This is a genomic window from Brevundimonas sp. GW460-12-10-14-LB2 (assembly GCF_001636925.1).
GTDB lineage: Bacteria > Pseudomonadota > Alphaproteobacteria > Caulobacterales > Caulobacteraceae > Brevundimonas > Brevundimonas vesicularis.
Genome location: NZ_CP015511.1, coordinates 2,876,320 through 2,902,636, shown reverse-complemented (window position 1 = coordinate 2,902,636; position 26,317 = coordinate 2,876,320). Strand labels below are relative to the sequence as shown.

The window sequence follows — 26,317 nt, the reverse complement described above, 5'->3', positions numbered from 1 at the left end:
TCAGCCGACCAGACGCGGGGTCGCGCGCCCCGACGTCGGGCAGGACAGGCCGTGGACCGTCACATCGGCCTCGCCCAGCTTCAGGCCCAACAGGTCCAGTACCGGATTCAGCGCGCCGTCCAGCACCGGCCCCAGCGGCTCCAGCAGCCGCCCCAGCGCCTTGGTCAGGTCGCCGAGCCCCAGGCCTAAGCCGATCACGTTCACATCCACGTCCAGCCGCGCCAGCAGGCTGGTGACCGCCCCGCTGGCGAAGCCGCGCGAGGCCATGGTCTTGGTGCGCTGATTGTCGATGTCGCCCGCGTCGAACCTTAGCGGCCTGAAACCGATGTCCGCCGCCTCGACATCGGCCTTGCCGGTGATGCTGACCAGGCCCAGGACCGACAGCAGGGTCGCGCGCTGGGGCGTCAGCGGGGTCTTGAAGTCGCCCAGCCTGGCCTCGTCCACCACACCGATCGATGCGCGCGCCAGGCCCGGCCGCACATCGACCTCGACCGCGCGCGCCGGACCGCAGGACAGCGACTTCAGCCGCGCCTCGGACGCCGCCAGTTCGATCAGGATCGGTAGTTCGACCCGCGCCAGACCCGACAGGGATTGCGCCGTCCTGGCCCGCACATAGAGCCGGGCCTGAGCCGTGCGGATGATCGGCTGGCCGTCGTCCGTCACCGTCAGCCAGGGCGAGCGATTGGGGCGTTCGCCGATCGCCAGGCTAGTCTTCAGATCGGCCAGCCCTGTCGGCACGCCCAGATTCAGCGCAATCTGCCGATCTCCGCCCCCGACCTCCAGCATGGCCATGACCAGATCCATGGCCGACACCGAGGCGTCCAGTCCCTCGCGGATCCCGTCGGGCGAACGCGCCTCCAGCCCGATCAGATCGCCCAGCCTGACCTTTGTCCCGACCGAGGCCGAGGCCAGCTTGCCCAGCGCCCCGCCGTCCTGGCCGCCCGCCACGCGCTCCAGCACCCTCAACGCGCGGCCGGCGTCGACCTGGGTGGCCAGAAGCCGGTCGTAGTCGCCGACCTGGACGCCCAGATCGGTCGCCAGGGCGTCGGTGAACCCCAGCAAATTGACGTCCAGATCGATCAGACGACGATAGTCCATGACGCTGAGCGACATCTTGGACCCGGTCAGGCCGCCGAGCACCTGATTGGCCACACCGCCGTCCAGCCGCGCCAGACGCGATCCGATCGAGATCATGGCCTTGGGCGTCCCGCCGCCCGTCGTCGCCGTGGCCCGGCGGGTGACCCGCACCTGATCGCGGCCCAGCAACAGCGGCGTGAAGAACATTGGCGCGCGACTGGTGACCTCGACCCGTGCGGCGTTCGGCTTCACCCCGCCTGTCATGAACCGGTCTTTGCGCGCCTTGGCTGGATCGGGCGTATAGACGCCCAGCGTCGTCGCCACCGTAACCGAGACGTCGGGCGCGACATTGGCCTCGACCGTCGCCTGGGCCGCGCGCGAAACTGCGCCCTCGCCCTGCGCCAAGTTTCGCACCGCCGACAGCGCCGCGAGATCCGCCGCCCCCTGAACCCGGCGGGTGTGCAGAACCAGAACACCCAGGTCGATCACCGCCGCCGTGAACAGACACAACAGACCGCCCGCGACCGCCGCGATCACCGCCACCGCCCCACGCCGATCGGCGCCGAACCGGAGCAGCAGACAAGGCGCCCGGACGCTCATCAGTAGTCGCCCACATGGATGACCGCCGAACGCCGGATCACAGACGGCGGACGCGGCAGCATTCCGCCCAGCACCATGATCAGACTGTCGCTGGCGTCATAGACGACGACGACCCGCAGGCGGCCGGCGTCCTCCATCACCTCGATGGTCGTGTGATCGGGGTTCAGCGCCACGCCCCGCACCGCCTCGCTGACCTCGCGCCGCGCCAGGCCGTCGCGCTCGGCAGCGTCCAGCCCCCCGATCGCCGCCCTGGCGCCCTCCGACGCCAAGGCCTGAACCGACTGGGCCATCAGAAACCAGCCGCCATAGACGACGATGCCGATCAGCAGCAGGACCAGGATCGGCCCCACCAGCGCAAACTCCACCGCCGCCACGCCCTCGCGCCCGCGTCGCCTTGCAGAAGGAATAGGTCCGAACGTCCGCATGCCAACCTCACGATTACCATCATGGGTTGTATATCAGGCACGGTTAAGCGTTTGTGTGGCCGGCGCCAATAGCGGGCCGGGAGATTGCCACGAAAATCGGAGCGCCCCTGAACGTATAGCTCGATCCGCCGCTGCGTCCCGGACCGAACGGCATGTTCACGCAATGGCCCGCCAAACGGAGCCTACGTCTCCGCCCGAATCGTGCGCCGGCCTAAAGACCCGCGAAGTCCACAGCCTTGGCGAATAGTTCGCCACGACTGCTGACGTCCAACTTGCGATAGGCATGTTTGATGTGAGTGCGCAGTGTCTCGATGGAGATATCCTGCTTTTGAGCAATACGCCCCGTCTCCATCCCCGCCAACATCATCGTCACGATGTGTTTTTCGCAGGGTGTCAGGTGGTGAATCTGGAGCATTGCTTCGTACGAAACACGGTCCGCCATTCGGTGTGCGGCAAAACCGATGCTGTCGTCATCGCCGGGTATCAGTTGTTGACAGCGCAAAAGCCATTGTCGATCCGCATCCGTCGATGTGACCGCATAGATCGCTTGGCCGGGCACAGCGTCTCTCAGAAGGCGCGCCAGCGCCGCAGCCGTCTGAGCACTGTCGGAGACAAGATGGTCGTCAATGAGCCGGAACACGCCGGCGTCCTTCAACATTCGATAGGCGGCTTCGTTGGCCCAACCGATTCGTCCCGATCGCGATAACAACATCCTGGCGCGAGGATCGATGTTGACCCAAGCCGCGATGGCGCGAGACCAGGGCGGTATGAGCTCGGCGTCATCGTCGAAGTTCAGGTTCGCCTGTCGTGGATCGCAGTCGCCGATTTCACTCCCGACAGCAAGAAAGCCCGTCACGCCCACAATCATCTCAACCCTCCCTCGTGGCTGGGCCTCGATGCTCGACACGTAAACAGCCATTCCAAGCGTCGAGCGTTCTCAGGCGCAGTTCACCACACCGTCCTATCCACAGACCGGGCCAATTGACATACCCGAGTTAGGGGAGTGACCGCCGTCGAAGCCGATCCAGCTCAATACCGCTCGCCAAGTGGCGTCGAACTTTCACACCAACACGCTGGCTCAGCTTCAAGGTGTGTCCTTGCACCACCAATAATGATGCGCAGATCGACTAAGCAATCATCGATAGTGTCTTTGACGATGCGACGCCGCCTCCAGCGGTGAATAGATGATGACACCACGACATTGTGGAGCCCACCCAGTCTCATTGGGCGGGAAAATATTGAAAAGCTGGAGGATATTATGCGGACCTATATTATTGCAGCGGCGACTGCCGCTGCGGCCTTGCTGGCGATGCCGGCTGTGTCGAGCGCACAGACCAATGTGACCGTCTCGACCACCGTGACCAACTTCTGCGGCATCGGCTTGGCCAATGTTGCAGGCGGAAACGTCGCGGTCGCCAACGGCGTACGTCAGAAGGTCACTACATTGCGGATGTCGTGCAACGCCGCCAGCGGCGCCAAACTGACATCAAGCGCCGCCAACGGCGACTTCAAGTCGGCGGCAGGCAAGCTGATCAACTACGATTGGGATCTGTCCGTGCCGGAAATCCCCAGCCTGGGCTTTGCGGCCAACGACACCTATCCCGGCGAACCTGCCCAAGTCACCAACTCTGGCGGCTACAGCCAAAAACTGGCTGACGGCGTCTTCGGCGATCTGTTCCTGAACCTCTGCTACAACGTCCCCGGCGGCAGCGGTGTGGGCGGAACGCAGGGCGATCCGAGCAACCCCGGCTCTTCGGGTTGCGCTGCCTCCCCCTCGGGTCCAGGCGCCGCCTCGGCTCCGGCCGGAACCTATACGGAAACCTTCACCTTCTCGCTCGATCCCGCTTGATCGTCGCGAAATGCAGGGGCCGCCCTCGGACGGCCCCTGCTTCTTCGTGAGAAGTCTGACAACACAACGGGGGCAACAATGACACGTCATGTATTCGCGACACTGATGGCCGCAACGGCTTTAACGACAGTCCTGATGGCAGGCGCGACTGCACCGGCCGAGGCCATGGACGTGTCGCCCATGATCTCGAAGATCACGCCATCCGGCAATGGGTCCAGCTATCGGATGACCGTCAGGAACGACAGCGCCACACCAGCGACGGTCGAAATCGAGACCTATCGCATGCAGGTCGATGATAACGGCGCCCGGTCTCTGGTCGAAGACGACAAAGACATCACGGTGTTTCCTGTCCAGTCCGTCATCCCGGCCAATCGCGAGCAGGTGATCCAAGTCCGCTACACGGGCGACGCTACCGAAGAGGGCCGTATGTATCTGGTCCGCGCAGCTCAGTTGCCGATCAATATGCAGACAACGCCCAGCGACGGCGGCGTCGGCGCTGACATTCAGGTCGCCTTCACGATCAATACCTATGTGTTCGTAGCCCCGCCCAGAGCGCGCGCCGAAGTGCAGGTCACTGCGGTATCGCGCGAGCCGAACGGCGACGTCATCCTGACCGCCCATAATTCAGGGACCGGCTTCGCCTATATCCGTGAGTCCAGGATCATCCTGAAGACGGCGGACGGACAGTCGCATGAGGTGCCGGCCGCCGAAGTGGATGTCGGACAGGTCAGCGTGATCGCCGGCGGCGCCACGCGGCAGGTGAAGATACCGGCGGCCCTCGCCGCATCGGCATCCGGCGACCTCACCGCTTCTATCGTGCTGCTGTGAGGGCCGGCGATGGCCCGCAAGTCCTTTAAGGGCGGGCGGTCCGGAGCGCGAACCGCCTTTCGCCGCATCGGGGCCGTCGCCTGCATGGGGGGCGGGTTGGCTACCGTGGCGCATGCCGCTCCCGTCGTGCTGACCGATGAGGTCATGCGCACGGCGCCGCCGGACTATTCCGCCGTCGTAGCCATCGATCGAGACGAAAGCGAACGCCCAGTCACCGAAGCTTCGCCGCCCATTCAGGACCAGTCTCCTTCGGTCAGGCCGTCCTCGGTCTTTACGCCGATCCAGGGGCCGCTAACGCTCGACGGCAAATATCTTGGCGACATCAGCGGCTCGGTCGACGCCCAGGGCCAGGGATTGGTGGATGCGACAGCCCTGCTGGACCTATTGCGGCCTCAGATCGGGTCCGAACTCTTCACCACTCTGTCAGGCCGGATCGCGACACAGACTAAGGTCAATATGGCGGACCTTGTCAGCGACACCTTCTCTCTGACCTTCGATCCCCTGTCTCTGACCTTCGTTGCGACATCCACGCCGGAAAGCCGAGCACGGCGCGATGTCGGCTTCTCCCAGACCCCGGTGATCGACCCTGCCGCCTTCGATCAACCGGCGGACTTTTCGGCCGGCGCGAATATCACCCTGGCCCAACTCTACTCCCACACCGACACTCGTTTTTCGCCGCTGCAGGGCGGCGTCGACTTTTTCGCCAACCTCGGCGGGTTTGACGGCGTCACGCTGACCACCGGCGTCGATTACGACGGGAACAACACGCAAGGCCGCTGGCAGCGCCGCGAAATCCGTCTGACCAAGGACGTGTTCAAATCCGCCGTGCGTCTGACCGCCGGCGAGTTCGCGCCCCCCATCGACAGTTTTCAGGGCTCGCAAAGGTTTTTGGGGCTATCGGCCGCACGCGCGTATTCAACCATTCGACCATTCCAGAACGTGCGTCCCGCAGGGCGCCGGCAGTTCATCCTAGACCGTCCGGCCTTGGTCGTCGTCGAGGTGAACGGCGTGGTGGCGGAACGGATCCGTCTGGACGCCGGCCCCTACTCCATTGGCGACTTTCCCTTCGCGCAAGGCGCCAACACGGTGCGCCTGCTCGTCGAAGACGACAGCGGTCGGCGCGAGATCGCTGTGTTCGACCTGTTCGGCGGCGCCGGGCTGCTGGATCGCGGCGTGTTGGATTTTGGGGTGTCGGCCGGACTGCTGGAAGAAGGCGGAGATCTTCAGTACGGCTCGACGCTGGCCGCGAGCGGCTTTGTTCGCAAGGGCCTGTCCGATGTTCTGACCGTCGGCGTCAACGCTCAGATCGCCGACCGAAAGGGGCAAGCCGGGGCCATAGCGACGTGGGGTTCCAAACTGGGTCTGATCCAGCTGAGCAGCGCCGCCAGCCACAACGGCGACACCGGAAAAAACGGCTACGTCGCCTCTGTCGACTATCTCCTCGAAAGGACTTTGGGCAAGACCGCTGATGCGCGCCTTGTGGCGTCGGCCCAGGCGACCAGCCGCTATTTTCAGAGCGCCTTTGATCCGTCCGCTTTCAACAACGAGAAATGGCGCGCCGCCGCGCGGCTGCTTGTGCGTTTTCGTGACTATTCGATCAGCGGCGGCGTCGCTTTCGTAAAGGGTCGCGAACAAAAGGATCGCACCGATTTCAGCCTGGGCCTGGGCCGCACTTTCCGTCGTTTCGCGGTCAATCTGGCCTGGCAGCGCGGGTCCACCGAAGATGGCCGCGACGAGGACCGCTTCGGATTGACGCTGACGTCGCGCTTCGGCGGGCGCTGGAGCACCACCGCGCGCTACGACACCGACAACGACCTGCGTGAGGTTGGGGTGTCACGCGCATCTTCGGGCCGCCTCAACGACTTGAGCGGCGACTTGCGGCTGTCGCAAGATCGAACCAACCAAGCGATCACGGCGGACCTGCGCTACATCAATAATCGGTTCGACGCCGAACTCGTATCGAACCGGCTGGTTTCGTCCGAGCCCGGCGGGGTCACGCGCCAGGAGTCGTTGTGGCGAATGTCGACGATGATCGGTTACGCCGGCGGCGCCTTTGGCGTCGGACGTTCGGCGCGCGAGGGCTTCGTCATCGCAACGCCCCACCCTACCCTCTCCCGTTCGCGCATCAAGCTGACGGATTCCAGCGGCTATACGGTCGCGCACAGCGGATGGCTGGGTCCGGCTCTGGTCGGCTTGGATCGCGGCTATGGCGTCAATCGCTACGAGATCGAGGCCGATCCGCTGCCGCAGGGCTATGACCTGGGTAGCGGTGTGGTCAACATCTTCCCCGGCTACGGCAACGGGTACCGCTTCGTGGTGGGTAGCGACGCGTCTCGCACCGCGCGAGGCGTCCTGATGTCCGCCAATGGGCCGGTCGCTCTGGCCGGCGGCGTCATCCAGGCGGCAGGCGCTCCGGCCGATGCCGAGGGCAAGCCCTTCTTCACCAACCGCTCCGGGCGGTTTGTCGCCGATGGCCTGGCTCCGGGTCGCTATCGCCTGGTGATCCAGGGCGCCGTGGTGGGAGAATTTGTGATTCCCGAGAAAGTGGAAGGAACAGTCGATGTCGGCGAAATCCGCACGTCTCCGCCGTCGCCGTAGGCGCAAGGCGCAAGGTGACCGAAAGCTCCGGGTTCCAACCTGGTCTGAAACGCTGACCGTCATCGTCTCGCTGGTCCTGGCGGCGATCCTGGCCGTAACCGCCTCCAAGGCGAGAGCCTGCAACCTTGCCCTGACCCAGAGCCCCAGCACTGTCGTCATCAACTACAATCCCTTCGCTGCGGGACCCTCGAGCGGCGCCATCGATCTGGGCCTGAAGAACCAGGCAGACGAGGTCTGCGAGCTGCGGTTGTCCGTCGTGGACGACGGCGGGGCGATTGTGTCCGGCCTGGCGCTTGGGGGCGTGGGGGTGCAGTTCCGCCCGCGAGAGGCGTCGGGGCTTCAGACGTCCGACGTCGAGCCTGGCGTCTTCCGCTACACTCTTGCAGGCAAGGCGACAGGTCAGGCGCAGATGGACGCCGCCATCGTCGTGGACGCCGTGCCCGACGCCGGAACCTACGCCACCGACCTGAAGCTGCTGATCAAGGACGCCGATGGAACGGCTCTGCTTGCCCCAATCCCGGTCCCTATTCAGTTGGTCTCCACGCCCCGAGCACAACTGAACCTGGCCGGCGCCGCTGGCGCCTTTGGTTCCGGTTCCAGTGTGGATGTGGTCGATTTCGGTGACGCCTCTACCGGCCTGACGCGGCGCATCTTCATCCAGGTCCGCGCCAACGCACCGTCGGTCATCGCGATCACGTCCGAACATCGCGGCCTGATGCAGCGTCGGGGCGACGCGGAGACCACGTCCAGCGTCGCCTACGCGGTCGAGCTGGACGGGACGCCGGTCGATCTACAGGCGCCCTGGACCAAGGAGGTCGATCCGCCCCGCACCCTCGCCGGCATGTCGCTGCCGATGCTGTTCACCTTGGGCAAGATCAAGGATCAGATGGCCGGTCGCTATCAGGATGTGCTCGCTATCGACATATCGCCCCGCTGACGAAAGATACCCCATCATGGTTAGCCCATAGCGGCGATTACGACCCGGCCGTCAAACTGGTAACAAAGTTAACGCGATGAGCCGGCTGTTTGGAGGAGCCGGCACACACAGATCGTAAGCTTGAGGCTGACAGCCCTATCCGGGTTTGGACAGCCTGCGGAAATGGGTGGCGCAAATGTATGAGCAAAAGATAGCGGCGTCGTCGCGAACAGACGGCCATGCTGGTTCAGCAATCCTGCAAGGAGAGTTTGGGCAGCGCCGGACGCCAATCAGATCGACCGGAAATCCGACACCCCTGCCCCGTGCGGACTGCACCGCCTGGTTCGAACACGACATTCTCGCCCGGTTCGTTCTGGATCCTCAAGGCTGCGTGATCCACGCCAACGCCAATGCCAGAGCCATGATTGCAGCGGGCGTGCTGGGCGCTGGCGGGGCCTTTATCTGCCCCTCCCATCGCAATCGTGGCGAGTTCGACGTCTTGGCCAACCGCCTGCTGGAAGGACGACAATCTCACGGCCGCCTTCTGTTTCGCGCCGGCGATGACGCCTGGTGCCTGCTGGATCTGGCGACGGCGCCCGATGCGATCGACCGCATCTTCGCCACGGCGCGCCCGGCCCACTGCATGGGCGTGGAGGTTATGGAGCCGCTACGCGCCATATTCGGTCTGACCCGGGCTGAACTCCTGGTCCTTTCCCATCTGACCCAAGGCGAGGCCCCGAAGGACATCGGCCGAAAGATGGATATGTCGATCCACACCGTGCGCGCCCACCTGCGCGCCATCTGCATGCGCATGGGCGTCAAAGGCATTACCGGCGCCCTGAGATTGAGTTTTCAACTCATAAACTGACGCTGGATGCCCGTGGCTATCAGAACCGTCCCGCCGCACGTTCCCATGTCTTCCATCAAGACAAATGATGGACCGGGCCACACAACATCGGCGGCGCAGTTTGCGAACCCGGTTGACGTGCTGGATGGTGATTAGACCATCCGAGCCGAGCGTTGACTGTAAAGAATGTGCAAAACGACTGTCACCATGCGTCTATGAACACGCGCATATCACCAAGTCATTGAAAGAAGTGGCGCACCCGGAGCGATTCGAACGCCCGACCCTCAGATTCGTAGTGTGGGAAAATATGCCCGATTTTCTGCACGTTAGAACCATCAATCCTGTAACAAGCGCCAATCGCGTGCTGCCCCAAGCCTTATGTTACGATCCTCAAGCTCTATGCAGCGGTGCCTAGATGGGGGTTGGACAGAGCTTTTGTGCTTTCGGATGGTGTCAAAAAACTCACCAGACCTTCAAAAGGCAGTGGTCGCGAGACCCAGTAGCCCTGGATGGTGTCACATCCCAGAGCCGACAAGGCGTCAAAGACTTCCTCGGTTTCAACGCCTTCAGCGACGACGGTCATGCCCAAGCCGTGGGCCAGATCGACGGTGGATTTGATAATCAGGCGATCGCGCCCGCTGTCGAGGACATCAAGGATCAGGGAACGGTCGATCTTCAACTCGTCGGCGTTCAGCATTTTCAGATAGCTGAGCGAAGACAGGCCGGCGCCGTAGTCGTCGATCGAAATCCGCACACCCGCCGCCCGATAGGCCGCGATCGCCTGCGCCGCGATCTTCGGGTTTTCGATGACGGCAGTCTCAGTGATTTCGAAGATGAGATCGGCGTCGCAGCCCTCGATCAACTGAAGCGCACGTGCCCGGAAGGCCTCATCCACAAGAAGACGTCCCGAAACATTCAGAGCGATTGCCAGATGAACGCCTTGGGCCCTCAACGCGGCCTGATCTTCGATCGCCTTAACGATGCTCCATTCGGTCAGCGCCCTGATCTGTCCCGTCTGTTCGGCGATCGGAATGAACAGGTCCGGCCCGATCCGACCGCGAACGGGATGATGCCAGCGGCAGAGCGCCTCGACCGAAGCCGTTGAGCCATCCGAGGTCTTGCGCTTGGGCTGATAGTGCAGACTGACGTCGCTCCTGCGCAGGGCGTCGCGAAGTTCCGACATCAGGGCGAGGTTGTTGTCGGGATCGACAAAGGACGCCTCGTCATAAAGCACCGTACGGTCGTCCGAGAGATCGGCCTGGTTAAGCGCCGTCGTCGCCCGTTCGATCAGGGCGTCGCCGCTCGCCGACTGCCTATCCTGTGAGGCGCTGCCGATGCGGACGAACAAATCCAGAGGCTGGCCGTCGACGGTGAAGGTCGTTTCCACGGCGCGAAGCGATCTGGCCAGGGCGTGTTGCTGATCGACGGACAGATCGGCCCGCGAGAAGGCTAGCACCGAGGACGCGATTTGCGCCACCAGGTCCACGTCGGCCAAATTGGCCAAGCGGTCGGCAAGCTGGACCATCAAGGTGTTGGCGACGTCATAACCGACGACCCCGCGCATCTCCGCATGGCGATCCACGCCGATCGCAAACACGGCGACGTTGGTCTCGGCTGTGGCGATCAGGTCGTCGATGCCCGCCAGCAGAGCTCGGCGATTGGGAAGCCCTGTTTCCGGCTGGTGCATCGCCAGATGAAGCAGGCCGGCCTCTCGCGCCTGCACGATCGCCTTGGCTTGCCTCGTCAACTCCACGCGGGTCGCCCAGATCGCCATCAGTGTCTGCGTGAAAAGAAGCGCGGCGATGTCGATGCTGACCGGCAGCAAGGCCTGAAGCACGATCGGCGCGATGACGATCAAGGCCGTGATGGCGACATGGCGCACGACCAGCCGCCACAGGGCGCCGCCCCCGCTTCTCACAGGCTGTAAAGCCGCGACGAGCCCGGCGCACAGGATCAGAAGCGCCAGCGGGCTAAGGCTGACCAGGGCCCGTCCGTCAGCGATACTTTCGTAGGCGAGGGCGTGGATGATGACGCCGGGCAACAGTCCGACGGGCGTGGCGAACTCGTCGCCGAGTTCCAGGGCCGTCGCCCCCATCAGAATCTTCTTGCCGCGCACGAGCGAGGGGTCGAAGCGGCCGCTGTAGACGTCCTCGAAACTGAGATGGGGGATCGATTTCTGCTCGATCCCGAAATCGACGGTGAAAGCGCCCTGTCGCACCGAGGCATCGGCCAAGATGGCCGCGACCGATGGCGGCGCTTCATCTGAGGCGCCATAATCGTAATGGCGCACCCTTCCGTCGCCATCCACAGGCACATTGACCGAAGCGAGCAAGGAATCATTCAGAAGCGGCGCGATCGGACGATTGCCCGATCTGCGTCTTTCGCCGGCGCCATATGACTCCATCTGTTCGAAAGTCGCCAACGCCACCTGGCCGGGGTGGCGCGATACCGCCGCCGCCAGCGCCTGATCGGACGCGGGGTTCGACGGCGCGCTGAAATCGACATCGACCGCGACCAGGGTCGCGCCCGCCAAAATCAGATTGTCGATCGCCTGGGCATACCGTCGCCGATCCCATGGCCAGGCCTCTGCGGCGACCAGGCTTCGGGAATCGATCTCGACGATCGTCAGGCTCTGGGTGGCGGGCCTTTCCAGCACCGAGAACCGCGCAGACGCGAAGACGTCGTCAAGGGGCCGGAAGGCGTTCGCGAGCATTCCAATGCCCGCGAACGCCAGGATCAGCACGGACCAGACGACGACAGAAAGTCGACGTCGACCGAGTTCATCAGCAGCAGCGCGCATGGTCACCGCTTCGGAGGCCGAGGACCACCGTTGCCGGGATCATCCCCACCCGGGTTGCCATTGCCGGGGTTTCCATTGCCTGGGTTGCCCGAGCCGGGGTTGCCGTTGCCAGGGTTACCGGCGCCGGGGTTGCCATTGCCCGGATTGCCGTTACCCGGATTGCCGTTGCCGGGGTTGCCCGAGCCCGGATTGCCGTTGCCGGGATTACCGTTGCCGGGATCGCTGTTGCCGGGGTTACCCGAGCCCGGGTTGCCGTTGCCTGGATTACCGTTGCCGGGGCTGCCCGAGCCCGGATTGCCGTTGCCCGGATTGCCGTTGCCCGGATTGCTGGAACCGGGGTTGCCGGAACCGGGGTTACCGTTGCCGGGGTTGCCCGAGCCAGGGTTACCATTGCCCGGATTGCCCGAGCCGGGGTTGCCGTTGCCCGGATTACCGTTGCCAGGGTTACCGGCGCCGGGGTTACCATTGCCCGGATTGCCGTTGCCGGGGTTGCCGTTGCCGGGGTTGCCGTTGCCCGGATTGCCGTTGCCAGGGTTACCGGCGCCGGGGTTACCATCGCCCGGATTGCCGTTGCCTGGATTACCGTTGCCGGGGTTGCCCGAGCCGGGGTTGCCGTTACCCGGATTGCCGTTGCCAGGGTTACCGGCGCCGGGGTTACCATCGCCCGGATTGCCGTTGCCTGGATTACCGTTGCCTGGATTACCGTTGCCGGGGTTGCCCGAGCCGGGGTTGCCGTTGCCAGGGTTGCCGGTGCCGGGGTTACCATTGCCTGGATTGCCGTTACCCGGATTGCCGGAACCGGGGTTACCACTGCCCGGATTGCCGTTGCCCGGATTGCCGTTGCCTGGATTGCCGTTGCCCGGATTGCCGTTGCCTGGATTACCGTTGCCTGGATTACCGTTGCCGGGGTTGCCCGAGCCGGGGTTGCCCGAGCCGGGGTTGCCCGAGCCGGGGTTGCCGTTGCCAGGGTTGCCGGTGCCGGGGTTACCATTGCCTGGATTGCCGTTACCCGGATTGCCGGAACCGGGGTTACCACTGCCCGGATTGCCGTTGCCCGGATTGCCGTTGCCTGGATTACCGTTGCCTGGATTACCGTTGCCGGGGTTGCCCGAGCCGGGGTTGCCGTTGCCAGGGTTGCCGGTGCCGGGGTTGCCGGTGCCGGGGTTACCATTGCCTGGATTGCCGTTACCCGGATTGCCGGAACCGGGGTTACCACTGCCCGGATTGCCGTTGCCGGGGTTGCCCGAGCCCGGATTGCCGTTGCCCGGATTGCCGTTGCCGGGGTTACCATTGCCTGGATTACCGTTGCCGGGGTTGCCCGAGCCGGGTTTGCCGTTGCCAGGGTTGCCGGTGCCGGGGTTACCATTGCCTGGATCGCCGTTGCCGGGGTTGCCGGAACCGGGGTTGCCGGAACCGGGGTTGCCGGAACCGGGGTTACCGTTGCCGGGGTTGCCCGAGCCGGGGTTGCCGTTGCCGGGGTTGCCGTTGCCCGGATTACCGTTGCCCGGGTTGCCGTTGCCGGGGTTGCCGGAACCGGGGTTACCCGAGCCCGGATTAACGATGCCAGGGTTGCCGTTGCCGGGGTTGCCCGAGCCGGGGTTGCCGTTGCCAGGGTTGCCAGGATTAGTCGCTCCGGTATTGGCGCTGTTAGCTGGGCCCGCTGCGGCATTATTGCTTGCGTTGGTTGCAGCTGGCGGCGGTGAAGCGTTTCCGCTTGAAGCGGAGTTTCCTACCGCAGCGGTGGACGTCGCTGCTGAAGACGTCGCTGAAACCGAAGTCGTGCTTGTGGTCGTAGCCGCTGTTGTTGTCGTCGCGGCCGTCGAGGCGCCTGATGTGGACGCCGTCACAGTAGTGGCTGCTGGCGCCGCCGCTGGGGGGTTCTGGACCAGACCATCGGTCAAGGCCTCGTAATCCAGACTCGGCGCCGCAACGGGCGCCGTTTCGATAGGAACCGATGCAACGGGTGTGGAAACCTCGACGCTGGTCGGTTGTTGGCGCGGAACCAGGGCGGTGGCGCCCGCCGCTACGTCGCTGACGGCGTTGCCGTTGTTGGCGCGAACTTCGACCAGACCCTCGGCGACATGCACGCGGTCGCCCATGGGGTCGACAGTGACCGTAAATGTCGTCCCCTTCACCACGGCGGCAAGCAGCGGCGTCTCCACGCGGAAGTGCGGTTGCCGCTGCCGATCGACCTGGAAAAGGGCCGAACCAAGGTCCTGCAAAACCCGTGTCATGCCGCCGACTTCGGGCGCCAGTGTGGTGCGACTGTTCGGCCCTACCACGACCCTTTGCTGACCGTTCGTGATCATCGCGCGGCCGTTTCCGCCTGTCGTGACGCTGGTTCCGGTCGGTAATACCTGCCCAACCGAGCCGTTTGCAGCGGGCCGCGCCGGTATGGCCACGCGAACAACGCCCGCCACTTCCCTGATGCGCCATTCATCCGCCAGAGCCTGGGTCGGGTAGCGCACAAAGAAGAAGAGGATCGCGAAGAATATTGCGTATCGATTGGCCAACACACACTCCAGACATTCTGTTTGATGTTCTGGATATCAGGACGTGCCTGCCAAGCTCTTAACTGGTGATATTAACACGATTTTTAGCCCGAACGCCGTAAATGATCTCCTGTGTTTGGAGAACGGCGTGCGTCATATTTTTTCGACTTCATGGTTAAGAACAATCAGCGTCCTGTGGGGGATGGTGGCGGTGCTGACCATGGCTGTCGCGGGACCGGTTCGCGCGGACGCTGAGCCGGCCTCGACGCCGGACGCCGGATGCGCCGGATGTCTGATCCTGACCAGCATGCTGATCCAGGGGGTGAGCGCCTATCCACTCGCCGATCTCGCCGACACCTATGACCAGCAGTTGGCGCGGCGCGTCTCGGTGGACGATCTCGTGCAGTCGGCCAATGCGATCACCGCTCGTTATCGCAACGACGGATATTTTCTGACCCGCGCCGTCGTCGCCGAAACCGACCCCGCCATCGGCGCCGCCCGCATCGTGGTGTTTGAAGGCTATATCTCGGAACTGAAACTGACCGGCGATGGCGCACGCGCCGTCGAACCGATCCTGAAGCCCTTGGTGAACCAGCGCCCCCTCACCATCGGCGAACTGGATCGCCGCCTGTCCCTGGCGTCCGACGTGCCCGGCGTCAAACTGACCAGCCGCATCGAGCCGATCATCGGCGACCCGGCCCAACACCGCTTGGTGGTCGAGACGGCAATGACCTCGGGCAGCGCCGGCGTCTATGTCGACAATCGCGGTTCCGAAACGCAGGGTCCGTGGCAAGTCTACCTGTCCGGCGCCCGCAACTCGACCTTTATGGCCGGCGACCAGATCACATTGGGCGTGCTGACGGTGCCGGATCGCCCTGACGAACTTACCTATATCGATGCGTCCTACTCTGTCGTCGCGTCCGGAGGCGGCCGCGTCCGCTTTGGCGTATCGGGCTATGAGACGGATGCGCCGCTTCAGAACGCATCGGGCTGGGTCGGGGGGAGCAGCCGCATGGCCTCGGTCACGCTCTCGCATCCTCTGGTCCGTTCGCGCGACAAGAACCTCTGGCTCAACGCGGGACTGGATGTCCGTCGCGTCGAGCAGAACTACGTCGCCACGGGTCGCACCGACGAGACCCTGACCGTGGCGCGGATGTCGGTGGCGGGACAGCGGCGTTCCAGCTCCGGCTGGATGGCCGGCTCAATTCAGCTGTCGAAAGGGATTGACGCCTTCGGCGCCACGACCGAGCGCTCGCCGCTGAATACGCGCTACGACGCGACGGGCGAGTTCTTCAAGGTCAACGCCCAGGTCAGCGCCTATCGCGATCTCAGCAAGTATGTCGGCGTCTATGTCGAGGCCTCAGGCCAATGGTCGGACGACGCCTTGCTCAGCTCCGAAGAGTTCTTCGTCGGCGGCCCGACCTACGGCCGGGCGTATGACTATGGCGAAGCCAGCGGCGACAAGGCCGTCGCCGGGATGATTGAGGCGCGGGTCGGATATGATCCCAAGGGCGACTTTATCACCTTCGCTCAGGCTTTCGCCTTCTTCGACACCGCCAAGGTGTGGAACAAGACGCCTGGTCGCGACTGGTCCGAACAGCTGACGTCTGCCGGCGTCGGTTCACGCATCACCTTCGACCGCAAGGCCACCCTGCGTATCGAGTTCGCCAAACCCCTGTCCCGCGCGCCCTATAACCAACCCGACAAAGGCTGGCGCACCTTTGTGTCGCTATCGAAACAGTTCTAAACGCGCGCAGAAGCCCTCGCGATGCGCTGCAGCGGATCGCGAGGCGGCCCGCCTAAAATCGGCGTCACGTTTGAAGTCGATTGTTTGGAAGAAGTGGCGCACCCGGAGCGATTCGAACGCCCGACCCTCAGATTCGTAGTCTGATGCTCTATCCAGCTGAGCTACGGGTGCGGCTGCCTTGCGGCGAGGGCGGGTCTTTAGCCGGTGGATCGGGCGGACGCAAGCGGGGGAATGCAGTTTCTGCGTCTGAAGCGGTTGGCGTGGCGGCTGCGACGGCTTAGGCCTGTCTGACGCTCCCCTGATTTCGGATTTTCCATGCGTTTCTTCCGTCGCCAGATCGCCGCTGTGCTGGTTCCCGTCCTGTTGGCGGGATGCCAGACCGCGACAGACGTCCGCGGCGCGCCCTCGCCGACGACGGCGTCGCCGCCAGCCGTGTCAGCCCCGTCGACTGCCGCATCGCCCGCTCGGGGGCCGTTTGTGGCGGCGGCGAATCCGCTGGCGGTCGAGGCGGGGATGGACGTGTTGCGGCGTGGGGGATCGGCCGTGGATGCGGCGGTGGCGATCCAGGCGGTGCTGGGTCTGGTGGAGCCGCAGTCTTCGGGCCTGGGCGGCGGGGCCTTCCTGATGAGCTATGACGCGGAGACCGGGACCGTCACTGCCTATGACGGCCGCGAGACCGCGCCGGCCTCGGCGACGCCCGAACTGTTCTACGAAGACGGCAAGCCCCTGACCTTCATCGACGCGGTGCTGTCGGGCCGCTCGACCGGAGCGCCGGGGGCGGTGGCCATGCTGGCCATGGCGCAGAAGGATCATGGCAAGTTGGCCTGGCGTGATCTGTTCGGGGACGCCGAACGGCTGGCGCGCGACGGATTCACGGTCAGCCCGCGTCTGGCCGGCATGATCAATGGACGCTATCCCCAGGCCCGGACGCGTTGGGCCAGCGCCTATTTCACCAAGCCGGACGGCACGCGGTATCAGGCGGGCGAGACGCTGAAGAACCCGGCCTATGCCGACACGGTCGCTCGGTTGGCGCAGCAGGGGGCGAGCGTCGTCTATGGCGGGACGATCGGGCGCGACATCGCGGCGGTGGTTCGCGAAGGACCGCGTCCCGGCGGCCTGACCGAGGCGGACATCGCCGGCTATCGCCCCCTGCGTCGCGAGGCCCTTTGCCGGCCGTATCAGGCCTACGTGATCTGCGTGCCGCCGCCGCCGTCCAGCGGGGTGGCGTTGCTGCAGTTCCTGGCCATGGCCGAGGAAACGCCCGATCTGGACAAGGGGGCCAGGAGCCCTGAGGCCTGGGTCGCGTTCGGGCGGTTGCAGCGGCTGATGTATGCCGACCGGGACCGCTATATCGGCGACAACGACTTCGTCGGGGTGCCGATCGCCGGTCTGCTGGATCCCGATTATGTCGCGTCGCGCGCGGCCCTGGCCCCGCAGGTGAACGGGCCGGTCGAGGCCGGCGCCCCGACGGGATCGCCGCCGCGCGGGGTCGACCAGACCGCCGAGCCGGGCGGCACATCGCACATGGTCGTGGTGGACGCCTGGGGCAATGCGGTCAGCATGACCACGACGGTCGAGAGCATCTTCGGCAATGGCCGGATGGTCGACGGCTTCTTCCTGAACAACCAGCTGACCGACTTCTCCTTTACGCCGCAGGAGGACGGACATCCGGCCGCCAATGCCGTGGCGGCGGGCAAGCGGCCGCGCTCGTCGATGACGCCGGTGCTGATTCTGGATCGTCAAGGGCGGCTGGTCGGCGCCATCGGCTCGCCAGGCGGATCCAGCATCCTGGCCTATGTCGCAAAGGCCCTGGTCGGCACGATGGACTGGGGCCTGTCGATGCAGCAGGCGATCGCCCTGCCCAATCTGGTGGTGCGGGGCGAGATGGTCGGGGCCGACACCGACATGATCGCGCCGGATATCCGCGACGCCCTGGCGGCGGCGGGCATGGCCCTGAGGCCCAACGCCACCGAGACCTCGGGCCTGCATGGCGCGATCTGGCGCGACGGGCGCTGGGACGGAGGCGCCGACCCGCGTCGCGAGGGCGTGGCGCTCTCGGAGATTCGTTAAAGGCTCAGCGGCCGGGACGAATCGACAGCTGGAAGGCCAGCAGGCCTTCGCTGACGTCGGTGTCCAGACCGTTCATGCCGCGCAGACCCTTGCCGGCGTCGATCTCGCGATAGACGACGCCAAACGACGTCTGCATGTCGCCCTTGCGATAGGCCACGCCGATCGAGGCGTCGCCCAGGAAGCTGCCCTTGTCCTGGGTATAGCCGGAGCGCGCGTAGTCGCCGTCGCGGGTGCGGGCGAAGTTGTAGCCGACGGCTCTGCCGGATCCGGCGGCATACAGATACCAGCGCGGCCGCTCGCCGAACCGCTCGCGGCCGTTGGGGGCCAGACGATCCAGACCCTCGCCGATCTTGAGCGTGACGCCAGCCTCGGCCGAACGGCCTTCGCTGCCGACGCCCAGGCCCGCGTGGGGCGTCAGGCTGACCTCCAGGCCCGAGGCGGTATGACCGCGTGCGCCTCGGAAACCGCGCACATAGCGCAGGTCATAGGCGTCGGGGTCCAGTTCGGCCCGATCGACGGGCGTGACCGGCAGGGGAGAGCCGTCGGCACGGCGCAGACGACCGGCGGTCTCGAGCGTCACCCGGTCGGTGAAGTCGGTGCGATCAATCCAGACGTCGTTGCGCGTGCTGGCGGACAGGCCGGATCGGTCGTCGGAACGGAAGGCGGTCGGGATTTCGATCTGGGCGCCGAACCGGGCGTCAGGTGCTACGCGGAAACTCGTCTGTTCAGTCAGGCGCGCCTCGACATCAGGCGAGGCGTCGAAGGCGTTGGGGGCCCAGGTCTGTGCGCAGGCGGCGCTCGCGCCGGCCATAGCCAACACGCCCCCAAAGCCGACAATGCAGGCCTTTAATCGCATCCGGTCTCCCCACCGATCCGCTGGACACACACTGCAACCCTCAGGCGCAAGAGTCCAACGGCTTTTGGTCATGGTTTCGTCGCTTTTGAACGAGGACGACCAGCAGCGGTTCCCAAACGAAAAAGGGCCCCGCTGTCGCGGAGCCCTTCGGGTCGTTTGGTGCAGATGGCCTTATTGGCAGGCCAGGCACTCGTCGTAGTCGGTCTTGGGTAGGGAGAAGAGATCCGGCTGATTGGGATCGATCACCTCTTCCGCCTTGTCCTCGGCGCCTGCGAAGGCGGCGCGCTGCACCGACTTAGAGCGTAGATAGTAGAGCGATTTCACGCCGCGTTCCCAGGCGGACCAGTGCAGCATGTGCAGGTCCCATTTGTTCACGTCGCCGGGGATGAACAGGTTCAGCGACTGGGCCTGGCAGATTTCCGGCGCGCGGTCGGCGGCCAGTTCGATCACCCAGCGCTGGTCCAGTTCGAAGGCGGTCTTGAACACGCCCTTCTCGTCCTCGTTCAGGGCGTCGAGGTGCTGAACCGAACCTTCGTTCTCCAGGATGGAGCTCCACACCGCCTCGGTGTTGATGCCCTTTTCGTCGAGCAGGCGCTCCAGATAGGGGTTCTTGACCGCGAACGAGCCCGACAGGGTCTTGTGGGTGTAGATGTTGGCCGGGATCGGCTCGATGCCGGCGGACGTGCCGCCGCAGATGATCGAGATCGAGGCGGTCGGGGCGATGGCCAGCTTGTGGCTGAACCGCTCCATCACGCCGCGTTCCTCAGCGTCCAGGCACGGGCCCTTCTCTTCGGCCAGCAGGCGGCTAGCCTTGTCGGCCTCGCGACGCAGATGCTTGAACAGACGCATGTTCCACGACTTGGCCATGGCGCTTTCGAAGGCCACGCCCTGCCCCTGCAGGAAGGAGTGGAAGCCCATCAGGCCCAGACCCACCGAACGCTCGCGCTTGGCCGAATAGACGGCGGCGGCCATGGCGGACGGGGCGCGGCGGATGAAGTCCTCCAGCACATTGTCCAGGAACCGCATCAAATCCTCTACGAAGCGCGGCTCCTCGCGCCATTCCAAGAAGGTCTCGGCGTTGACCGACGACAGGCAGCAGACGGCGGTCCGGTCCACGCCGAGGTGGTCGCGGCCGGTGTGCAGCATGATCTCGGCGCACAGGTTCGACTGTTTGACCTTCAGGCCCAGGTCGCGCTGGTGCGGCGCCATCTGGCGGTTCACCGTGTCCGAGAAGATCAGATAGGGCTCGCCGGTCTGCATGCGGATGTCGAGCAGCTTGGTCCACAGCGAACGGGCGTCGACGGTCTTCATGACCGCGCCGTCCTTGGGCGACTTCAGATCGAAGGTTCCGCCGACCTTGACGGCCTCCATGAATTCGTCGGTGACGTTGATGCCGTGGTGCAGGTTCAGGGACTTGCGATTGAAGTCGCCCGACGGTTTGCGGATCTCCAGGAACTCTTCAATTTCCGGGTGGTGGATGTCCAGATAGACGGCGGCCGAACCGCGGCGCAGCGAACCCTGGCTGATCGCCAGCGTCAGGCTGTCCATCACGCGGATGAAGGGGATGATGCCCGAGGTCTTGCCCGCGCCCTTCACCTTTTCGCCGATGGAGCGTACGCCGCCCCAATAGGTGCCGATGCCGCCGCCGTTCGAGGCCAGGGCCACGTTCTCGTTCCAGACGTTCTGGATGCCGTCCAGGCTGTCGCCCACCGCGTTCAGGAAGCAGGAGATGGGCAGGCCGCGATCCGCGCCGCCATTCGACAGGACCGGGGTCGCCGGCATGAACCACAGGCGGCTCATATAGTCATACAGGCGCTGGGCGTGTTCGGCGTCGTCCGAGAAGGCGGTCGAGACCCGCGCGAACATGTCCTGATAGCTTTCGCCCGGCAGCAGATAGCGATCTTCCAGCGTCTTCTTGCCGAAGTCGGTCAGCAGATCGTCGCGCGAGCGGTCAACCTGGACCGATTTGACCACGGTCAGGTGGGGGCGCTCCGGCGTCGGCGTCGCCGCAACGCCTTGGAATTCCGTCGTCTTCAATGCCTCGCCGCCAGCCATGGTCATCTGCGTCCTGAACAAAAAATCGTTTGAGCCGCCCGCGCCGCGACCACATCATCTTGTGGCCTCTGCGCTCCCCGAGCCCACATATAGGGCGCATATGCCTAATGACCCGTCAACGGGTTGACGCCGACCATTGTGGGCGAATCGGTCGGACAAGTCCCAGCCGTCTGGGGAAAAGCCCGCGTGCAAGCCAGCACGTTCGTTTTGCGCGCCTGCGACAGCGTGATCACGAACGCGTGATCGGAACGACTGCTCAGCTTGGCCGTTGGCTCGCCCATGACGCTTTCTGACTTACGCGCCTTTTTGATACGCGCCCTGACGGTCGCCCGCACGGAAATCGCCGCGCTTCTGGCCCTGCTGGTCGTCGCCGGCGGCGTTCTGACCTTCGCCGGCCTGGCCGATGAGATGACAGAGGGCGAGGGCCAGGCCTTCGATCTTCAAGTTCTGGCGCTGATGCGGCCTTATGCCGACGATCCAGGCCGGCCGTGGGGGCCGTGGTGGCTAAAGGAGGCAGCGGCGGATATCACCTCGCTGGGCGGCATCTCTGTGCTAGGCCTGTTCGCCCTGATCGTGATCGTCTTCCTGCTGAGCCAGCGGAAATGGCTGTCGTCCCTGCTGCTGGTCATTGGCCTGGCCGGCGGCGTCGTGCTCTCGGAGGGCCTGAAGGCGCTGTTCGAACGCGCCCGCCCCCCTGCCGCCGCTCAGGCGGTGGAGACGATCAACGCCAGCTTCCCCTCCGGCCACGCCCTGCTATCCACCGTCTTCTATCTCAGCGTCGCTGTCATGCTGACCCGCGCCTTCCCGCGCGAGCGGTTCAAGGTCTTCGTGCTGGGCGTCGGCATTCTGCTGGCCCTGCTGGTCGGGCTGACGCGCATCTATCTGGGCGCCCACTGGGCCACCGACGTCTTCGCCGGCTGGGCGGTCGGCGCGGCCTGGGCCATGGCCCTGTGGCTGGTCGCCTATGGGGTGGCGCGCTGGCAGAAGCGCCACCGTGCGGCGCTGCAGGACGAAGCCTCCCCGATCGAAGCCGCGCCCGACCCGACCAAAGTCTAGGCCCGCCATCCGCCTCGCGGCAGGCTAGTCTGAAGACATGTCGGAGACGCACGCCATGGATCACGCCGCCCTCTACGCCGAACGCCTGAAGACCCCCGACCAGGCCGCCGCCCTGATCGTCTCGGGCGCCAAGGTCGCCATGGGCCTTGGCGTGTCCCAGCCGCCCGCCCTGCTCAGGGCCCTGGCCGAACGGGCCGAGCGCGGCGAGGTGGAGGATGTGAACCTCTACTATCTGCTCTCGACCGCCATCGCCGGGGAGACGGTGCTGCGCTATGAACTGATGGACCGGATCCGCCCCTGGAGCCTGTTCCACAGCGCCATCGAACGCCGGCTGGAACAGCGCGCACACGAGGAGGGTCGCCCCAACCCCGTGCAGTTCATCCCCACGGGCTTTCAGCAGTCGCCCCGCCTTCTGTGCGACGAGGTCAAGGTGGACACCCTTATTTGCACCGTCTCGCCGATGGATGCGGACGGCTTCTTCTCGTTCGGCACCAACACCGACTACGCCAAGCCGGTGTCGCAGACGGCGAGGACCGTGATCGTCGAGGTCAATCCGCACATGCCGCGCGTGTTCGGCGACTGCACCGTCCATGTGTCCAAGGTCGCCGGCATCGTCGAACATGCCGCGCCCCTGCTGGTCGTGCCGCGCGCCGAACCCCAACCGGCGGACCTGGCCATCGGCCGCATCATCGCCAACCTGGTCGAGGACGGGGCGACGCTTCAGATGGGGATCGGCGCCCTGCCCAACGCCGTCTGCGACGCCCTGATGGACCACCGCGATCTGGGCGTTCATACCGAGATGCTGACGCCCGGCCTGGTCGAGCTGATGCAGGCCGGCGTGGCCAACCATGCCCGCAAGACCCTGCATCCCGGCGTAGGCGTCTTCGCCTTCTCGATGGGCGACCTCAACACCTATGAGTTTCTGGACGGCAATCGCGGCATGGAGGCCCATCCGGTCTCGTATGTGAACGACCCGGCCGTGATCGCGCGCAATGCGAAGATGATCTCGGTCAACGCCACGCTTCAAGTCGATCTGACCGGCGCCTGCTGCTCAGAGTTTCTGAACGGGCGCCAGTTCACGGCCGCCGGGGGCCAGCTGGACTTCGTGCGCGGCGCCTATGGATCCGAGGGCGGCAAGTCGATCATCGCCTGTCATTCCACGGCGGCCAAGGGGACGGCCTCTCGCATCGTGGCGCGGCTGGACGGGCCGGTCACCACGCCGCGCAACGACACCCATATCGTCGCCACCGAACACGGCTGGACCAATCTCAAGGGCAAGTCGTCCAGCGAGCGCGCCCGCGCCCTGATCGCCCTGGCCGCGCCCGAGTTTCGCGACGGCCTGACGGCGGCGGCGCGCGAGCAGGGCCTGATCTGACGCCCCGACAACTTGAACTACGGCTTGATCTTGGGCCTTCCGTCGGGACTTCTGGCGTTATGAAGACCGTCCGCCTTCTGGCCCTGTTGTCCCTGCTCGTCGCCGCGCCTGTCAGCGCGAGGGCCGCGCAAGGCGCCTATGCGACCGACGGCGACTGCGGCGGCCGACCCATGACCAGCGTGCGGATGGCGCCGGGCTATTGCCTGGGGCTGGTCTGGCAAGGCGCGAGGGCCGAGGGACCGCGAATGCCGCGCGGCCTGCTGGCGCTATCGAACGGCGACTGGTTGGTGACGGATCTCGGCAACTGGTATCCGGGCAATGGCGCGATCTGGCGGCTGTCGTTCGGCCCCGACAGTGCGCCGCGCTGGAGACGGCTGGCCCAGAGACTGAACATGCCGCACACGGCGGCGCGCGGGCCGGACGGGCGCATCTATGTGTCCGAGATGAACCGCATCCTGACGCTGGACCCCGACGCGGCCGATCCGGCGGCGACGGTGCGCACCGTCATCGGCGACCTGCCCGACAATCGGCTACACGCCAATCGCCACCCGCTGTCCAGCTTCGTCTTCGACGCGAACGGCGACCTGCTGGTCAATGTCGGCGCCCCTAGCGACCGCTGCGTGGATGCGCGGGGCCAGGCGCGCGCCAATGCGGCGGGCGCCTGCATCGACAGCGCGGCGACGGCCCAGGTGCGGCGCCACGCTTATATGGGAAATGGCCGCTGGGCCGAGGACAGCACCGTCTTCGCTTCGGGCCTGCGGAACTCCATCGCCCTCGTGCGGCACCCGTCGGGCACAATCCTGCAAGGCGAGAACTCGGTCGATCTGACCACGCCCGACCATCCCTATGACGAGATCAATGTCCTGCGTCAGGGCGGCCATTACGGCTGGCCCTACTGCGTCGATCTGGCGACGCCCCTGCCGGGCTGGAGCGCGGGCCAGGCGCGATGCGGCCAGCGCGACCGCCCGGTCGCCCTGCTGCCGCCCCACGCCGCGCCGCTGGACCTGATCTATTACGACGGGGCGATGTTCCCCGAACTGCGTGGCCGGCTGCTGATGAGCTGGCACGGCTATCGTCGCGCGGGCGGCCGGATCGTGGCGGCCGAGACGGACGGCGAGGGTCGCCCCCTGACCGATATCGGCGGCCGCTACGCCATCTATCCGCGCGGCGCCCTGTCCTATCCCACCGGCGCGCCCAGCCTGCGCGGCAAGGTTCTGACGCCGGGCTGGGACACGGTCGCAGGCCGTCAGCCGCGCGGCGCGCCGGTCGTGCTGGCCGTCGCCGCCGACGGATCGATCTGGGTCACGGACGACCGCAACCGGGCGATCCTCAGGATCGCCCGGTTGGACAAGACGCCCTAGCTCTTGCGCGCGTCGCGCTTGGCCAGAACGCGCAGGCGCAGCGCGTTCAGCTTGATGAAGCCGGCCGCGTCCTTGTGGTCATAGGCCTGGACGCCTTCTTCGAACGTCACCAGGTCCTGATCGTACAGGCTGTTGGGGCTTTCGCGACCGATGACCGAGACATTGCCCTTGTACAGCTTGACCTTGACCGTGCCGGAGACGTTTTCCTGGCTCTTGTCGATGGCCGCCTGCAGCATCTCGCGCTCGGGCGAAAACCAGAAGCCGTTGTAGATCAGCTCGGCGTATTTCGGCATCAGCTGGTCCTTCAGGTGCATGGAGCCGCCGTCCAGGGTGATGCTTTCGATGCCGCGGTGCGCCGCGATCAGGATGGTCCCGCCGGGGGTCTCATAGACGCCGCGCGACTTCATGCCGACGAAACGGTTCTCGACCAGGTCCAGGCGACCGATGCCGTTGTCGTGGCCATACTGGTTCAGGGCGGTCAGGATCGTGGCGGGCGACATGGCCTCGCCGTTGATCGAGACGGCGTCGCCCTTTTCGAAACCGATCTCGATGACGGTCGCCACGTCCGGCGCGTCCTCAGGCGCGATCGTGCGCTGGTGGACGAACTCGGGCGCCTCGACCGCCGGGTCTTCCAGAACCTTGCCCTCGGACGAGGAGTGCAGAAGGTTGGCGTCGACGCTGAAGGGCGCCTCGCCGCGCTTATCCTTGGCGATCGGGATCTGGTTCTTTTCGGCGAAGTCCAGCAGGGCCTCGCGGCTGCGGAACTCCCACTCGCGCCACGGAGCAATGACGCGGATGTCGGGCTCCAGCGCATAGTAGCCCAGCTCGAACCGGACCTGATCGTTGCCCTTGCCGGTCGCGCCGTGACAGACGGCGTCGGCGCCGACCTGACGCGCGATCTCGATCTGGCGCTTGGAGATCAGGGGCCGGGCGATGGAGGTGCCCAGCAGGTAGTCGCCCTCATATTGGGCGTTGGCGCGGAACATGGGGAAGACGAAGTCGCGCACGAACTCTTCGCGCAGGTCGTCGATGAAGATGTTCTCGGGCTTGATGCCCAGCTTCAGCGCCTTCTCGCGCGCCGGGCCCAACTCTTCGCCCTGGCCCAGGTCGGCGGTGAAGGTCACCACCTCGGCGTTATATTCGGTCTGGAGCCACTTCAGGATGATCGAGGTGTCCAGCCCGCCCGAATAGGCGAGGACGACTTTCTTGACGGGCTTGTCGGCGGGGGCGGACATGGCGGCTCTTTCAGCAAGGGGCGGTCAGTCGGGGAGTTGACGCGCGCATAAGACCGGGGGTCCGGCGATGCAACCTTTTCCGGGGTCTCCCGATGAAGAGGGGGCGGTGAACATGAACCTTTCGTCATGT

Annotated in this window: 18 protein-coding genes and 2 tRNA genes; 10 read left to right on the top strand and 10 right to left on the bottom strand. The window is 65.3% G+C overall.

Going from position 1 to position 26,317, the window contains the following annotated elements; genetic code table 11:
* The 3 genes from A4249_RS14365 to A4249_RS14355 form a co-directional block, all read right to left on the bottom strand.
* Entirely contained in the window at positions 1–1,677 is a 1,677-nt protein-coding gene (locus A4249_RS14365) for a TadG family pilus assembly protein (protein ID WP_066553830.1), read from the bottom strand.
* Positions 1,677–2,102, bottom strand: coding sequence for a TadE/TadG family type IV pilus assembly protein (locus tag A4249_RS14360; protein ID WP_066553828.1), 426 nt, complete (start codon positions 2,100–2,102; stop codon positions 1,677–1,679). Before A4249_RS14360 ends, A4249_RS14365 begins: the two co-directional genes overlap by 1 nt.
* Positions 2,103–2,313: 211 nt before the next feature.
* The gene (locus A4249_RS14355) at positions 2,314–3,021 is read right to left on the bottom strand and encodes a response regulator transcription factor (protein WP_066553827.1); all 708 of its coding nucleotides are present in this window, start codon (positions 3,019–3,021) and stop codon (positions 2,314–2,316) included.
* 339 nt (positions 3,022–3,360) lie between these two features.
* On the opposite strand from A4249_RS14355, the gene A4249_RS14350 reads away from it, so the two are divergent.
* The 5 genes from A4249_RS14350 (at position 3,361) to A4249_RS16825 (ending at position 9,161) form a co-directional block, all read left to right on the top strand.
* A complete protein-coding gene (locus A4249_RS14350) occupies positions 3,361–3,951 on the top strand; it encodes a hypothetical protein (RefSeq protein WP_055807932.1) in 591 nt (196 codons plus the stop codon).
* 135 nt (positions 3,952–4,086) lie between these two features.
* Positions 4,087–4,779 (top strand): fimbria/pilus periplasmic chaperone, encoded by a 693-nt coding sequence (locus tag A4249_RS14345; RefSeq protein ID WP_055807929.1) that lies wholly within the window; start codon positions 4,087–4,089, stop codon positions 4,777–4,779.
* A 9-nt stretch (positions 4,780–4,788) separates the two neighbouring features.
* A complete protein-coding gene (locus A4249_RS14340; protein ID WP_066553825.1) occupies positions 4,789–7,377 on the top strand; it encodes a fimbria/pilus outer membrane usher protein in 2,589 nt (862 codons plus the stop codon).
* Positions 7,340–8,314, top strand: coding sequence for a hypothetical protein (locus A4249_RS14335; RefSeq protein WP_066553822.1), 975 nt, complete (start codon positions 7,340–7,342; stop codon positions 8,312–8,314). The genes A4249_RS14340 and A4249_RS14335 overlap by 38 nt, the downstream gene beginning before the upstream one ends.
* A gap of 370 nt (positions 8,315–8,684) precedes the next feature.
* Positions 8,685–9,161: a helix-turn-helix transcriptional regulator gene (locus A4249_RS16825; protein WP_197458401.1), complete on the top strand. Its 477-nt coding sequence runs from the start codon at positions 8,685–8,687 to the stop codon at positions 9,159–9,161.
* 230 nt (positions 9,162–9,391) lie between these two features.
* Here the strand turns inward: A4249_RS16825 and A4249_RS16685 are convergent.
* From A4249_RS16685 to A4249_RS16400, 3 genes are all read right to left on the bottom strand, one after another.
* Positions 9,392–9,463, bottom strand: a tRNA-Arg gene (locus tag A4249_RS16685).
* Positions 9,464–9,537: 74 nt separating this feature from the next.
* Positions 9,538–11,940: a putative bifunctional diguanylate cyclase/phosphodiesterase gene (locus A4249_RS14325; protein ID WP_066553819.1), complete on the bottom strand. Its 2,403-nt coding sequence runs from the start codon at positions 11,938–11,940 to the stop codon at positions 9,538–9,540.
* Positions 11,941–11,942: 2 nt separating this feature from the next.
* On the bottom strand, positions 11,943–14,249 hold the full coding sequence (locus A4249_RS16400; protein ID WP_082854186.1) for a FecR domain-containing protein: 2,307 nt from the start codon (positions 14,247–14,249) through the stop codon (positions 11,943–11,945).
* Positions 14,250–14,652: 403 nt separating this feature from the next.
* On the opposite strand from A4249_RS16400, the gene A4249_RS14315 reads away from it, so the two are divergent.
* Positions 14,653–16,179, top strand: a complete 1,527-nt coding sequence (locus tag A4249_RS14315; protein ID WP_197458400.1) for a ShlB/FhaC/HecB family hemolysin secretion/activation protein — start codon at positions 14,653–14,655, stop codon at positions 16,177–16,179.
* Positions 16,180–16,273: 94 nt separating this feature from the next.
* Here the strand turns inward: A4249_RS14315 and A4249_RS14310 are convergent.
* Positions 16,274–16,350: transfer RNA gene (locus A4249_RS14310), tRNA-Arg, on the bottom strand.
* A 144-nt stretch (positions 16,351–16,494) separates the two neighbouring features.
* Between A4249_RS14310 and A4249_RS14305 the strand changes: the two genes are divergently transcribed.
* Positions 16,495–18,249, top strand: coding sequence for a gamma-glutamyltransferase family protein (locus tag A4249_RS14305; protein WP_066553811.1), 1,755 nt, complete (start codon positions 16,495–16,497; stop codon positions 18,247–18,249).
* 4 nt (positions 18,250–18,253) lie between these two features.
* On the opposite strand, the gene A4249_RS14300 is transcribed toward A4249_RS14305, so the two are convergent.
* Positions 18,254–19,060, bottom strand: coding sequence for a lipid A-modifier LpxR family protein (locus tag A4249_RS14300; RefSeq protein ID WP_197458399.1), 807 nt, complete (start codon positions 19,058–19,060; stop codon positions 18,254–18,256).
* A 216-nt stretch (positions 19,061–19,276) separates the two neighbouring features.
* Entirely contained in the window at positions 19,277–21,166 is a 1,890-nt protein-coding gene (locus A4249_RS14295) for a ribonucleoside-diphosphate reductase subunit alpha (protein ID WP_066553809.1), read from the bottom strand.
* 273 nt (positions 21,167–21,439) lie between these two features.
* On the opposite strand from A4249_RS14295, the gene A4249_RS14290 reads away from it, so the two are divergent.
* From A4249_RS14290 to A4249_RS14280, 3 genes are read left to right on the top strand one after another with little or no spacing between them, the layout of a single operon-like run.
* Positions 21,440–22,216, top strand: a complete 777-nt coding sequence (locus A4249_RS14290) for a phosphatase PAP2 family protein (RefSeq protein WP_055809357.1) — start codon at positions 21,440–21,442, stop codon at positions 22,214–22,216.
* A gap of 55 nt (positions 22,217–22,271) precedes the next feature.
* Positions 22,272–23,591 carry an acetyl-CoA hydrolase/transferase family protein gene (locus A4249_RS14285; protein WP_066555265.1) on the top strand — a complete coding sequence of 440 codons (1,320 nt, stop codon included), beginning with the start codon at positions 22,272–22,274 and terminating at the stop codon, positions 23,589–23,591.
* A gap of 59 nt (positions 23,592–23,650) precedes the next feature.
* Entirely contained in the window at positions 23,651–24,952 is a 1,302-nt protein-coding gene (locus A4249_RS14280; protein WP_066553803.1) for a PQQ-dependent sugar dehydrogenase, read from the top strand.
* Here the strand turns inward: A4249_RS14280 and A4249_RS14275 are convergent.
* A complete protein-coding gene (locus A4249_RS14275; RefSeq protein ID WP_066553799.1) occupies positions 24,949–26,187 on the bottom strand; it encodes an argininosuccinate synthase in 1,239 nt (412 codons plus the stop codon). The genes A4249_RS14280 and A4249_RS14275 overlap by 4 nt on opposite strands.
* Between the last annotated feature and the right edge of the window lie 130 nt (positions 26,188–26,317).